At 74.5% G+C, this 12,920-nt stretch carries 11 protein-coding genes; 6 read left to right on the top strand and 5 right to left on the bottom strand.

All coding sequences use genetic code 11. The annotated features are described in order from the left end of the window. Positions 1 to 280 precede the first annotated feature (280 nt). The 3 genes from SCATT_RS26325 (at position 281) to SCATT_RS26315 (ending at position 4,088) form a co-directional block, all read left to right on the top strand. Positions 281 to 2,356: a SpoIIE family protein phosphatase gene (locus SCATT_RS26325; protein WP_014146260.1), complete on the top strand. Its 2,076-nt coding sequence runs from the start codon at positions 281 to 283 to the stop codon at positions 2,354 to 2,356. 73 nt (positions 2,357 to 2,429) lie between these two features. Further along, entirely contained in the window at positions 2,430 to 2,930 is a 501-nt protein-coding gene (locus tag SCATT_RS26320; RefSeq protein WP_014146259.1) for an FBP domain-containing protein, read from the top strand. A 267-nt stretch (positions 2,931 to 3,197) separates the two neighbouring features. Beyond that, on the top strand, positions 3,198 to 4,088 hold the full coding sequence (locus SCATT_RS26315; RefSeq protein ID WP_014146258.1) for a universal stress protein: 891 nt from the start codon (positions 3,198 to 3,200) through the stop codon (positions 4,086 to 4,088). 18 nt (positions 4,089 to 4,106) lie between these two features. Here the strand turns inward: SCATT_RS26315 and SCATT_RS26310 are convergent, their stop codons facing one another. Continuing rightward, positions 4,107 to 4,736 (bottom strand): DedA family protein, encoded by a 630-nt coding sequence (locus SCATT_RS26310; RefSeq protein ID WP_014146257.1) that lies wholly within the window; start codon positions 4,734 to 4,736, stop codon positions 4,107 to 4,109. Positions 4,737 to 4,903: 167 nt separating this feature from the next. Between SCATT_RS26310 and SCATT_RS26305 the strand changes: the two genes are divergently transcribed. Beyond that, positions 4,904 to 6,355, top strand: a complete 1,452-nt coding sequence (locus tag SCATT_RS26305) for a lipase maturation factor family protein (protein WP_014146256.1) — start codon at positions 4,904 to 4,906, stop codon at positions 6,353 to 6,355. A gap of 10 nt (positions 6,356 to 6,365) precedes the next feature. Here the strand turns inward: SCATT_RS26305 and SCATT_RS26300 are convergent, their stop codons facing one another. From SCATT_RS26300 to SCATT_RS26285, 4 genes are all read right to left on the bottom strand, one after another. Next, positions 6,366 to 7,052 (bottom strand): DUF4097 family beta strand repeat-containing protein, encoded by a 687-nt coding sequence (locus tag SCATT_RS26300; protein ID WP_014146255.1) that lies wholly within the window; start codon positions 7,050 to 7,052, stop codon positions 6,366 to 6,368. A gap of 183 nt (positions 7,053 to 7,235) precedes the next feature. Further along, complete coding sequence (locus SCATT_RS26295) at positions 7,236 to 7,913, bottom strand: PhzF family phenazine biosynthesis protein (RefSeq protein ID WP_014146254.1); 678 nt, start codon at positions 7,911 to 7,913, stop codon at positions 7,236 to 7,238. A gap of 26 nt (positions 7,914 to 7,939) precedes the next feature. Further along, entirely contained in the window at positions 7,940 to 9,133 is a 1,194-nt protein-coding gene (locus SCATT_RS26290) for an ABC transporter substrate-binding protein (protein WP_014146253.1), read from the bottom strand. Between the two features lie 114 nt (positions 9,134 to 9,247). Then, positions 9,248 to 10,165 (bottom strand): SDR family oxidoreductase, encoded by a 918-nt coding sequence (locus tag SCATT_RS26285; RefSeq protein ID WP_014146252.1) that lies wholly within the window; start codon positions 10,163 to 10,165, stop codon positions 9,248 to 9,250. 121 nt (positions 10,166 to 10,286) lie between these two features. Between SCATT_RS26285 and SCATT_RS26280 the strand changes: the two genes are divergently transcribed. After that, positions 10,287 to 10,862 carry a TetR family transcriptional regulator gene (locus SCATT_RS26280; RefSeq protein ID WP_014146250.1) on the top strand — a complete coding sequence of 192 codons (576 nt, stop codon included), beginning with the start codon at positions 10,287 to 10,289 and terminating at the stop codon, positions 10,860 to 10,862. Between the two features lie 406 nt (positions 10,863 to 11,268). Further along, positions 11,269 to 12,900 (top strand): ATP-binding SpoIIE family protein phosphatase, encoded by a 1,632-nt coding sequence (locus SCATT_RS26275; RefSeq protein ID WP_231905170.1) that lies wholly within the window; start codon positions 11,269 to 11,271, stop codon positions 12,898 to 12,900. Positions 12,901 to 12,920: the final 20 nt, after the last annotated feature.

Raw genomic sequence — 12,920 nt, 5'->3', positions numbered from 1 at the left:
CATGCCGCGCCCCGTGCGACGGGGCGGGCCCGGGTGGTCAACCCATGGGCAAACCCTAGCCGTTGGGTCCGCTCGGCCGTGCCGCAGCGCGCCGGGGCCGGGCCGTTCGCGCGCCCCGTTGCCCGTACGGGCACGCCGTCCCGGCGGCGCCGACAGGCGGGCGGCGGTGAAGGACCGCACAATGGAAGCTCCGGCCCCGCGCGTGCGCCGTCGTGGCCGCCGGCGCACGAGGGCGCGTCCACCGGCGCGTCCTGGGCCCTGGGCAACCAGGGAGGCAAGCGTGCGCCGTTCCCCTCGGTCCGACCGCCCAGCGCACCGGGGGCCGTCACCGGTCACCGCGGACGTCGCGCTGGCCCTCAACGGCATGGGCAGCTTCGTGTGGGACCTGGCGTCCGGGCTGCTCCGCTACGACGAGGCCGCGCTCGACGTCCTCGGCATCGACCCCGCGGAGTTCGACGGCGACCCGCACACCGTCAGCGAGCGCATGCTGCCGCAGGAGCTGCCCGCGCTGCGCGGCCAGATCGACCGGGCGCTGGCCGAACGCACCGGCTACAGCTGCTACTTCCGCGTCCGCCGGCCCGACGGCACGCTGCGCTGGACGCACACCCAGGCCCATGTCGTCTGCGACGAGGAACAGCGCCCGCTGCGCGTGATCGGCATCGTGCGCGACGCCAGCCAGGAGCTGCGCGCCGTCGACCGGACCCAGGAGCTGCGGCAGGCCAAGGACGAGCGGCGCCGCCAGGCCGGCATGGTCCGCGACGTCACCGACGCGCTGGCCCGCACGGTGACCGTGGAGGACGTGGCCCAGGCGCTCACCGCGCCTCGGCTGCTGGGCCGGCTGGGCGCCGGCGGCATCGTGCTGGGGCTGGTGGAGAACGCGCGGGTGCGGCTGGTCGGCAGCCGCGGGGTGCCGGACGAGATCGTCCACGACGTGCACGTGGCGCCGCTGGGTGAGGCGCTGCCGCTGAGCGAGGCGATCCGGACCCGGCGGCCGACCTTCCTCACCGACCGGTCCGAGCTGGGCCGCCGCTACCCGCGGCTGCGCCGTTACCTGCCCCAGGTGGACGCCGACGCCTTCGCCTACCTGCCGCTGATCGCCCACGACACGCCGATCGGCGCCCTCGGGCTCGCCTTCCGCGGCAAGCACCGCTTCACCCACGACGAGCGCACCGTGCTCTCCGCGCTGAGTGGCGCGATCGCCCAGTCGCTGCAACGCGCCCTGCTCTACGACCACGAGCACGAGGTGGCCACCGGGCTGCAGACCGCGATGCTCCCCGGCCACCTGCCCCGGGTGCCCGGGCTCGACCTGGCCGTGCGCTACCGCCCGGCCGGCACCGGCCAGGACATCGGCGGCGACTGGTACGACGCCGTGCCGCTGCCGGACGGCCGGGTCGCCACCGTCGTCGGCGACGTCCAGGGCCACGACGTGCGCGCCGCCGCCGTCATGGGGCAGCTGCGGATCGCGCTGCGCGCCTACGCCGCCGAGGGCCATCCGCCGTCCAGCGTGATGGCCCGCGCCTCGGCGTTCCTCACCGAGCTGGACACCGACCGCTTCGCCACCTGCCTGCTGGTCACCCTCGATCCGCTGACCGGGATCGCCGAGGTGGTGCGGGCCGGCCACCTCGAACCCCTGGTCCGCCATCCGGACGGCGGCGGCACCTGGCTCGCCACCCCGGGCGGGCTGCCGCTGGGGCTCGTCCCGCCCACCGCCCGGCTCTCCTACCCCGCCACCGAGGTCACCCTGGCCCCGGGGGCGGCCATGGTGCTGTGCACCGACGGACTGATCGAATCACGCACCACCGACATCGACCACGGCCGGCGGCAGCTGCTGACCGCGCTCCACTCCGGCCCGCTGCGCCCCGAACCCCTCGCCGACCATCTGCTGCGCACCATGGCCGCGCACACCGGCCTCGACGACGACGTGGCGCTGCTGCTGGTGCGCCGGCCCCGGGAGGGGCGCCCCGCGACGCGTCCGCACCTGGCGACCAGGATCAGCGCGGGCAACCCCGAGTCGCTGCACAAGGCCCGGCAGGAGCTGCGCACGGCGCTGCGCCGCTGGTCGCTGGAGTCGGTGGCGGACACCGCGGAGCTGCTCGCCTCGGAGCTGGCCACCAACGCCCTGCTGCACGCCGGCGGCAACGCCACGCTGACCGCCGCCCCGGTCCGCCACGCCGGCCGGTCGCTGCGGCTGGAGGTCACCGACACCTCGCCGGTCACCCCGCACCGCCGCGCCGCCCCCGAGGGGTCGACCTCCGGGCGCGGGATGCTGCTGGTGGAGGAGTTGGCGCAGGCGTGGGGGGTGGAGCCGCGGGGCACCGGCAAGTGTGTGTGGTGCGAGATCACGGCGGCGCCGTGACGTTCGCGCCCACGAGGCCCGCGGGCGGAAAATCACGCGACGCCGACGGTCACCGACTGTTAGCTTCCCCGTCATGCAACCCCTGTCCGAAGACCGGATACGCACGTCGTTCGTCAACTGCTCCAAGGGCGAGGCGGGGCGCCTCCCCCTCCCCCGCGACCTGGCCGAACTCCCCTGGGCCGACCTGGACTTCCTCGGCTGGCGCGACCAGGGCGCCCCCGACCGCGGCTACCTGGTCGCCGAGCGTGACGGCGGCCTCGTCGGCGTCACCCTGCGCGCGCCGCAGAACATCCGGCGCAGCTTCACCAGGACCACGGTGTGCTCGATCTGCGTGACCGGTCACCCGGGCAGCGGGGTCACTCTGCTCACCGCCCGCCGGGCCGGTGTCGCGGGCCGGGAGGGCAACACGGTCGGCGCGTACTTCTGCGCGGACCTGGCCTGCCCGCTGTACGTACGCGGCAAGCGCACCTCCCAGCTGGTCGGCCGGGCCGACGAGACGCTGCCGCTGAGCGAGCGGGTCGCCCGGATGACGGCCAACCTGGACGCCTTCCTCGACAAGGTGCTCCAGGGCTGATCCGGCACCCCGCCGTCACCCGGCCGGGCTAACACCATGCCGCCACGTTCACTCGTTCGGGGGAATGCGAGCCGGTGATTCGCGCGGCGGCCGGACGGACGGCGGCCGGGGTTGGCACAGTGGGATCGCCTCCTCGCCGTCGCCGCGAGCACCGGCCGGCCCGCCGTGGCCGGCCGGTGCGTGAAGGGATGCCCCCCGTGACCGTCGCCGCCCGCCGCCCCTTCCCGCCCGGCCGACGGCGCCGGGTCCCGCGCTGAGGACGGCGACGTGGAGCCCGTGATCACCGTGGGGCTGGACGGTTCGCCGGAGAGCCTGTCGGCCGCGTACTGGGGAGCCCGGGAGGCGGTCCGGCGGGGGTTGTCGCTGCGGTTGACGCACGCCTGGGTGCTGCTGTCGCCGGGGCGGCCCGGCCCCGCGCGGGAGCCGGGCCACGGTACGGAGGGCGAGGACCCCAACTACTGGGCCAAGCGCGTCGTCAGCGACGCCGGGGCGGCGGTCCACGCCCGCCATCCGGATCTCCCCGTGGTCCAGGACCTGGTCGCCGAGGAGCCGGCCGGCGCGCTGCTGGCCGCGGCGCAGGAGTCCCGGATGCTGGTGCTCGGCTCCCGGGGGCTGGGGGCGGTCGGCGGTTTCTTCCTGGGCGACACCGCGCTGCACGTGGCCGCGCGGGCCGAGCATCCGGTGGTGCTGGTGCGCGCCGCCACCCGTGAGGAGGCCCAGGGGGACGCGCTCGACCGGCGCCCGGTGGCCGTCGGGCTCGACCTGGACCGGCCCGGCACCGAGGTCGCCGACTTCGCCTTCGAGACGGCCGCCCAGCGCGACGTCCCGCTGCGGGTGGTGCACGGCCGCGCCCTGCCGGCCCAGGGGTACGCACCCTGGGGGGTGGACAAGGACGCGGCGGCGGAGATCTCCGCCGAGGCCGAGGACGAGGTGGCCGAGGCGCTGCGGCCGTTCCGTGAGCGCTTCCCCCAGGTCACCGTGGAGACCGTGGTGCGGCTGGAGAGCCCGGCGCGGGCAGTGGTGGCGGCGGCGTCCGGGGCCGGGCTGCTGGTGGTCGGCCGGCACCGGCGGCACGGCGGCGTCCACCGGGTCGGCGCGGTCGCCCAGGCCGCGGTGCACCACGCCACCTGCCCGGTGGCGATCGTCCCGCACCACTGACCCGCCGGTCCCGGAGAGCTACCGCGCGCCGTCGCCCTCCTGCGCGCGCTCCCTGCGGCGCCGGCGCACGTGCCACACCACCAGCGCCACGACCACCACGGCGGCCACCACCACCGCGATCACCCGTCCCGCGACCCGCTCGACCCGCGCGTACGCCGTCCCGGCGAAGTACCCCAGCAGCGTGAAGCCGGCCCCCCAGGTGATCCCGCCGAGGGCGTTGAAGAGCAGGAAGCGCGGGTACGGCATGTGGGACACGCCGGCCAGCGCGGGCATCATGGCGCGGAAGAAGGCGATGAAGCGGCCGAGGAAGACGGCGACGGGTCCGCGCCGCCGGATCAGGTCCTGCGCGCTGCGGACCCGGTGGGCGTGGCGGCGCAGCGGCCGGGTGGCGAGCACCCGGGGGCCGACGCGGCTGCCGATCTCGTACCCCACCGAGTCGCCGACGACGGCGGCGGCCACCACGACCAGGATCAGCCAGCCGACCGAGACCGCCCCCTGGCTGGCGAGGACCCCGCCGATGACCACGGCGGTCTCCCCGGGGAGGACGAAGCCGACGAAGATGGCGTCCTCGAGGAAGACCAGCGCCCCGACGACCGCGTAGACCACGGGGCCGGACAGACCGCCGAGCCATTGGACGAGCGTGTGCATCAGGCCGGTCACCTCTTTCGCGGTTCTTCGTCCGCTTCTCCGGTTCCCCGTCGCGGCCCGCCGTACCACCGCGGGGGCCGGGCGTCCGGCGTCCGCGCGGTTTTCCGCCCCGGTGAGGTGGTACGGATCCCCGGCGAGACGTCGACGTGGCGAGGGGCGGCTGCGGTATGGAGTGGTTCACGGCCTCCGGGTACTGGCTGAGCCGGCTGGTCTTCCAGCGGTCGCTCGCCGCGCTGTACGTGATCGCGTTCGTGGCGGCGGCCAACCAGTTCCGGGCGCTGATCGGGGCGAACGGCATGCTGCCGGTGCCGCGGTTCACCGCCCGGGTGCCGTTCCGGCGTTCCCCGAGCCTGTTCCACCTGCACTACTCGGACCGGTTCTTCGCCCTGGTGGCGTGGGGTGGCGCGGCGTTGTCGGCGGCGGTGGTGGCGGGGGCGGCCGACGCGGTGCCGTTGTGGGCGTCGATGGTGATGTGGGCGGTGATGTGGGCGCTGTACCTGTCCGTCGTCAACGTGGGGCAGGTGTGGTACGGCTTCGGGTGGGAGTCGCTGCTGCTGGAGGCGGGGCTGCTGGGGCTCTTCCTGGGCAACGCGCGCACCGCGCCGCCGGTGCTGGTGCTGTGGCTGGTGCGCTGGCTGCTGTTCCGGGTGGAGTTCGGCGCCGGGCTGATCAAGATGCGCGGGGACCGCTGCTGGCGTGATCTGACCTGCCTGTACTACCACCACGAGACGCAGCCGATGCCGGGGCCGCTGTCGTGGTTCTTCCACCATCTGCCGAAGCCGCTGCACCGGGTGGAGACGGCCGCCAACCACATGGCCCAACTCGTCGTCCCGGTGCTGCTGTTCACCCCGCAGCCGGTGGCGAGCGTGGCCGCGGGGATCGTGATCGTCACCCAGTTGTGGCTGGTGGCCTCGGGCAACTTCGCCTGGCTCAACTGGCTGACCATCGTGCTGGCCTTCGCCGCCGTCGACGGTGCGCGGGCGGCGGACGTCCTCGGGCTGCCCCGGCCGCCCGCGTCGCCGGCCGCCCCCGTCTGGTACGAGGCCGTGGTGCTCGCCTTCACCGTGCTGGTGGCGGTGCTCAGCTACTGGCCGGCCCGGAACCTGGTCTCCCGTGGCCAGCTGATGAACTACTCCTTCAACCGCCTCCACCTGGTCAACGCCTACGGTGCCTTCGGGTCGATCACCCGGGTGCGGATGGAGGTGGTCGTCGAAGGCACCGCCGACCCCGACCCGGGCCCCGGTTCGCGTTGGCTGGAGTACGAGTTCAAGGGCAAGCCGGGTGATCCGCGGCGGCTGCCCCGCCAGTTCGCCCCCTACCATCTGCGGCTGGACTGGCTGATGTGGTTCGCCGCGCTCTCCTCGCTGTACGCGGAGCCGTGGCTGCTCGCGCTCGCCGCCAGGCTGCTGGCGAACGACCGCGACACGCTGAAGCTGCTGCGCCGCAACCCGTTCCCCGACGCGCCGCCGGCCTATGTGCGGGCCCGGCTGTTCCGCTACCGGTTCACCGGCCCGCGCGAGCTGCGCGAGACCGGTGCCTGGTGGCGGCGGAACCCGGTGCGGGAGTATCTGCCGCCGGTGAACGCCGCCGTGCTCGGCGGGGTGCGGTACGAGGCGTGACCGGCGCCGGTCAGCCGGCGGACACGGTGACGTCCCCGGTGCCGGCCTTGGCGCTGATGGTGTGACGGCTGCCGGTCGCCTGCGGGACCTCCACCCGGGCCTTGCCGGTGCCGGCGGTGGCGGTGACGGCGTAGGAGGCGTTCCCCGGCACCTTGAGGTCGACCTTGCCGGTGCCGGAGCCGGCGCTCACCCGGTCGGGCACGGCGTCGAGCCGGGCGGTGACGTCGCCGGTGTCGGAGACCAACTCGACCTGGCGGGAGGTGAGTCCGCTGCCGGTGACGCTGCCGGTGTCGGTGGTGGCGCGCACGGCGCCGGAGATGCCGGCCACCCGTATGTCGCCGGTGTCGTCGGTGATGGTGACCACGGTGCCGGCCGGCACGCGCACGTCGTAGTCGATGGCGGTGTCGCGGCCGGAGTAGGCGAGCGTGAGGGTGCCGTCGGTGGTGGTGTGGGTGGCGTTGGGGGGCGTGTCGTGGTAGTTCTGCCGTTCGGTGACCTGGACGGGGCCGGAGCCGCCGGTGACGTGGACGTCGCCGGTGCCGCCCTTGACGACCAGGGCGTGCACGGTCTCGTGGACGCCGTAGGAGACGGTGCGGTGCCGCTGGTCGAAGACGCCGGAGCACGCGGTCAGCCCCGCCGCGCCGACCGCCGTGACGGTGGCCATGGCCAACAACCGCTTCGCCGACCGGTGTTGCATCGTTTCCCCCTTCGTGGTGACGGCCGCCTCACCGGGCCGCCCGCTCGCTCGCCGACCAGTCTTACGTACCGGCGCGGGCGCCCCGCTCCCCCTTGAGGCTGATCCGGCCCCGGGCGAACCCTGAGAGCGACCCTGACCTGGGCGCGGCGCCGGTACGGAACCGGGGCTGTGGCGTCCGCCGGGTCAGCGCCGGGTGGCCCGGGGCGCTTCGGCGACCCGGCCGCCGACGTCGATCCAGCCGTCGGGGTGGTGGCGGGTGAGGATCTGCGAGCCGGCGCCCTGGCGGATGTCGAGCGGGCGGCCGAGTTCCGCGGTGAGGACGACGGCGGCGGCGCCGGTGGCCTCGTCCTCGGTGATCCCGTCCGAGCGGCGCGGGAAGCCGCGGGCCCGGACCACCCCGGCGGCCTCGTCCTGCCAGGCCCAGGCGTACAACCACCCCTCGCCGGGCGGCGGGGCGGGCAGCGCGTCGACCTCGGCCACCGAGTCGTACCGCTGGGTGCGGCGGCCGGCGGCCCACTCGGCGCGCCCGCGGATCCAGTCGAACTCCCCCTCCCGCCAGGCCGCCACCTCACCGGCCGGCGGACGCAGCACCGCCGGGTCGTGACCGTCCCGACGCAGCAGCCAGGAGGTGCCGACCAACGGGTGCCCGGCGAACGGCAGTCGGGTGCTCGGGGTGTAGATGTCCACCTCGCCGCGGACCGGGTCGTCGATGAACACGGTCTCGCTGAAGCCGAGTCGGGCGGCGCGCTCCTGGCGTTCCGGACGGCCGGGCAGCGCGGTGCCGTCGGGGACGACGCCCAGCAGGTTGCCTCCCCCGCCGTCCGGCCCGAGGAAGACCCGCAGTACGACAAGATCATTCATGCGGGGATTCAACCATCCTCGGCCGGCTACCGGCTGAGGACGAGGTCGGCCTCGGCGCGCAGTCCGTCGATGCCGCCGTCGGTCACCAGGGACAGTTCGTCGTCGTGGTGGCGGCCCGGTCGCCACTGGCCGCCGGCGAGGCGCACCGTGGCGACGTTGGGGACCGGGCCGGCCGTCCAGTCCAGCGGTCCGGCGACGGTCTCCAGCTTGGTGCGGGCGATCGCGTCGGCGACGGCCGCGCGGTCCGTGGGGTCGGCCGCGGTGCGCAGCGCGTGGACGGCGACCTCGATGAGCGCGTGGGCGAGGCCGAGCGGCTGGAGCCACTGGCAGCCGGTGTGCCGCTCGTACTCCTCGGCGAGCCGGGCGGCGGTGGTGCCGTCGAGGGAGGAACGGTAGGGGTGGCGGGGCGTCCAGTAGGCCAGGGTGGCCACGTCGGCCTGGGCGGGCCGCTCGCCGCCGGTGACCGAGGGCGGGTAGGCGAGCCGGCGCGAGCAGGTGATCAGCCGTGGGTGCGTGCCGCGTTCGGCGGCGGTGGTGCGGAAGAGCGCCAGGTCGCGTGCGGTGGCGGCGCTGGTGACCAGTTCGGCGCCGGCCGCCGCGAAGGCGTCGGCGTGGCCGCCGAGGTCGGCGGCGGGTTCCTGGTAGGCGGCCGGGTCCACCAGCCGGTAGCCACGGGCGCGGGCGACGGCCGCGAAGCCGCGTTCCGCCTCCCGTGACCAGGTGCCCTGCGGGCCGTCGTTCCACAGGCACCCCACGGTGGGCCCGGCGCCGGAGAGCGCCCACAGGTCGGTGAAGGTCTCCGCGATGGCGTCCAGTCCCCAGCAGAAGTGGTACGTCCAGCGGAACGGGGTGGCCTCGGTGGCGCCGCGCCCGTAGTAGTAGGCCTGCCAGGGGAACGCGCTGGAGACACAGGGCACCCCGGCCTCCTCGCAGCCGTCGGCGACGGCGGGCAGCACCTGGGTGCCGGCCAGCGTGACGACGATCCGCGCGCCCTTCTGGCCGGCCAGCTCGCGTACCGCCCGGCGTCCGCCCTCCGCCGTGGAACGGCTGTCCCGGCTCACCAGCCGCACCGGGTACGTGGCCGTGCCGGCGCGCACCCGGTCCAGCCAGGGCTCCAGCGACGACATGGCGAACGCCGGCGGGTCACCGAGCCCGGCCAGCCGCCCGGAACGCGCCACCACGACCCCCATCACCAGGGCACCGTCGCGTGCCGGCCCCATCCACGCCTCCCGTCCCGCCCGCCCGGCGTCCGGTACGCCGCGCGTCGCCGCGTACAACGCCGGGGCGGGCGGGGAGGGTACGCCTCCGGTGGTCCAGGAGGGTGCCGTGGGGTGCTACGCCGTCCGGCCGGCGAAGTAGTGGCCCTCGTCCAGGTCCGCGAGGAGACCGGGGTGGACCGGCTGCCAGCCGAGGACTTCGCGGGTTCGGGCGGTGGAGACCGGGTTGTCGAGCGTGACCAGGGCGCCGAGGAAGCCGAAGTGGTCCGCCGCCTCCTCGGCGGTGACGGACTTGACCGGGACGTCGAGGTGGCGGCCGATGGACTCGGCGATCCGCCGGAACGGGATCCCCTCGTCGGCCGCCGCGTGCAGCCGCGAGCCGGCCGGTGCCTTCTCCAGCGCGAGCCGGCACAGCCGTGCCGCGTCCAGGGTGTGCACGGCGGGCCAGTGGTTGGCCCCCTCCCCCACGTACGCGGAGAAGCCCTTCCCGGCGGCGATGGAGATCAGCGTCGGTATGAAGCCGCCGCGGTCGTAGGCGCTGTGGACGACCGGTGAGAGCCGTACGGCCGCCGAGCGCACCCCGCGTCCGGCGAGCGCGATCACCGCGTTCTCCGAGTCGGCCCGGGGCGCCGAGGCCAGGACGTCCTCCTCCGTTCCCGGGCGTCCGGTGATGCCGGCGAAGGTGAGGAGCAGCGTCCCGCCCATGATCACCAGCGGCTTGTCGGAGCCGGTCAGCGCCTCGCCCATCGCCTCGACGGCCCGCAGGTCGGCGACGGCGCCGGTGACGAGGTCGCCGCGGAGCATCGCCTCGTGCTTGTAGGCGAGGTGGAGGACGCCGTCGGCCAGGGCGGCGGCCTCCCGCAGCCCGTCGAGGTCGTCCAGGTCGCCGCGGCGGACCTCGGCCCCGAGCGCCGCGACCTTGTCGGCCGAGGCGTCGGAGCGGGCCAGCCCGACGACCTGGTGGCCGGCGCCGAGCAGTTCGGGGACGACGGCGCTGCCGATGTGACCGGACGCGCCGGTGACGAAAACACGCATGGGAAACCTCCGAGGAAAAAGGGGGAAACGACCGCACGGCACGGGAAGACCCGGAGCCGATGACACCAGGTGTCATCACCCTAACACTGACGACACCAGGTGTCATCACTAGAATGACGCCATGGGACGATGGGAGCCGGACGCGCGTGGCCGGCTGTTGCAGGCGGCCTTGGAGCTCTTCGCGGAGCACGGGTTCGACCGGACCACGGTGGCGGAGATCACCGCGCGGGCCGGGCTGACCAAGCGCACGTTCTTCCGGCACTTCGCCGACAAGCGCGACGTGCTCTTCGCGGGCTCGGGCCATCTGCACGAGGTGACCGTGCGGGCGGTCGCCGAGGCCCCCGACTCCGTCCGGCCCATCGCCGCGGTCGCCGAGGGCCTCAAGGCCGCCACCGCGATCTTCCTCGACCGCGAGGGCTCCCGGGTCCGTCAGGCGGTCATCGCCGCCAACCCCGAACTCCAGGAACGCGAACTGGTCAAGCTCGCCTCCCTCTCCGCCGCCATCGCCGACGCGCTGCGCGAACGCGGCGTCCCCGACCGCACCGCGAGCCTGGCCGCGGAGGCCGGGATCGCCGCCCTCAAGGTCGCCTTCGCGTGCTGGCTCGCCGCGCCCGGCGAACGGGACGACGCACCCGACCTGCCGCGGCTCGTCCTCGACACGCTCGACGAACTGGGGGCCGTGGCCGCCGGCGCCTGACGGCCGTGGCGTGCCGGGGCGGTCGTACCCGTCGTGGTTCCCCGGCGGGTGAGGGGGACGCGCGCAGCTTCACCACGGCGGTCACCACCGCGGCGCCCGCCTCGACGAGCGCGCCGGCGAGGTTGAGCAGGACGGCTGCCGCCTGCAGGGTGTCCAGGGGTCCCGACACGTACGTCTTCTCCTTCGGGTGCCATGGGAACGCACCGGCTCCGGTGCGCCGGATGCCATGGACGCCCGTGCCCGTGGTGTCCCGCCAGCGGAGTCGCCACCTGCGGACGGCATCGGCCGGTCACGGCCATTTCCTGCCAACATCGGCCAACTACGGACAGTGCCCGTTCCGGTTCCCGGGTGGAGGCCGGTGGACGTCCTCTACATTTCCGGTGTCCCCCGGACCGGCGAGGAGCTGATGGACGCTGTGCCCTTGCATCCCGACATCGACCCGGCCACGGCCGTCACCGTCGAGGACTTCGCGGAACTGCTGAGGCGATTACGCACCCGCGCCGATCAGCCGTCGCTGCGGACCATGGAGCGGTGGGCCATCAGGCACGGCAAGTCGCTGTCGCGTTCGGCGGTCGCGGACATGCTGGCGGGACGCACCTTCCCCACCAAGGCCCGGCTCTTCGCCTTCCTCCAGGTGTGCGGGGTGGAGCCCGCCGACGACCCGCGCTGGGAGACCGCGTGGAACCGGCTGGCCGAGGAACGGCGCCGCCAGCAGCCGGGCATCAGCCGTCTGGGGTCCGCCGGCGAGCAGGCAGCCGTGGAACTCGGGCTCGGCATGCACGACGACGAGGCCGAGGACCTGCTGGAGCCCACCTGGTCGGACGCCGAGGAACGGCTGGCCGCCATCACCAACGAGGCCACCGCCACCGCCGAGACCCTCCGGGAGCAGCTGGCCCAACTACGCCTGGCCGGGGCCGAGGTCAGCGCGACGCTGGACAACGCCCGCCTCAGCCGCCTGGAGTCGGTGACCGCGGTCAACCTGCAACGCAGCCTGCTCCCCATCCGTCCGCCCCGGATCCCCGGGGTGCGGATCGCCTACGACTACCACCCCGGGCACGGCAACGCGGCGGGCGGCGACTGGTTCGACGCCATCCGGCTGCCGAGCGGCCGGGTAGCCCTGGTCGTCGGCGACGTCATGGGGCACGGCCTGATGAGCGCCGCGGTGATGGGCCAGTTCCGCACCTCCATCATCACCATGGCCTCGATGGACCTGCCGCCCGCCCAACTCCTGCGCCAACTGGACAACCTCACCCACCACCTGAGCACCGAGCACCTCGCCACCTGCATCTACAGCGTCTACGACCCGGTGCGGCGCACCCTGACCCTCGCCAACGCCGGTCACGTCCCGCCGGTCCTCGTCGACGCGGACGGCAAGCCCCGGCTGCTGGAGATACCCACCGGCGCGCCGATCGGCGTCGGCGGTGTGGCCTTCGAGGAGATGCGGGTCCCGATAGACGACGGCAGCTGGCTGGTGATGTGCACCGACGGACTGGTGGAGAGCCGCAGCCGCCCCATCGACGAGGGCCTGGAGGCGCTGTGCGCCGGCATCACCGACGGGCCCGCCGACAGCCCCCAGGAGGTGTGCGAACAGATCATGACCCGCCTGCAACCCGACTACTGCGACGACGACGTCGCCCTGCTCGTCGCCCGGCTCGACGGCATCGCACCCGACGACGTGGCCGAATGGCAACTGCCCCGTCACCCCTCCCAAGCCCGCGTCGCCCGCGCCGCCACCGTGGAACGCCTCGCCGCCTGGGGCCTGCACAACCTCGTCGAACTCGCCGAACTCCTCGTCAGCGAACTGGTCACCAACGCCCTGCGGGTGGCCCGGCACGACGTCCAACTACGCCTGATGCGCACCGACAACAAACTGCTCGTCGAAGTCAGCGACGACGACCACAACATGCCCACCCTGCGCCCGGCGAGCGCCACCGACGAGGACGGGCGCGGTCTGGGCCTGGTCAGCCGGCTCTCCGACGAGTGGGGCGCGAGCCGCACCGCCGGCGGCAAGGTCGTGTGGTTCGAGGTACGACTGTGACCCGGCGGCGCGGAACCGGC

This window comes from Streptantibioticus cattleyicolor NRRL 8057 = DSM 46488, from assembly GCF_000240165.1.
Classification (GTDB): Bacteria; Actinomycetota; Actinomycetes; order Streptomycetales; family Streptomycetaceae; genus Streptantibioticus; species Streptantibioticus cattleyicolor.
The sequence above is the reverse complement of the archived record's forward strand: the minus strand, read 5'-3'. Positions and strand labels throughout refer to the sequence as shown.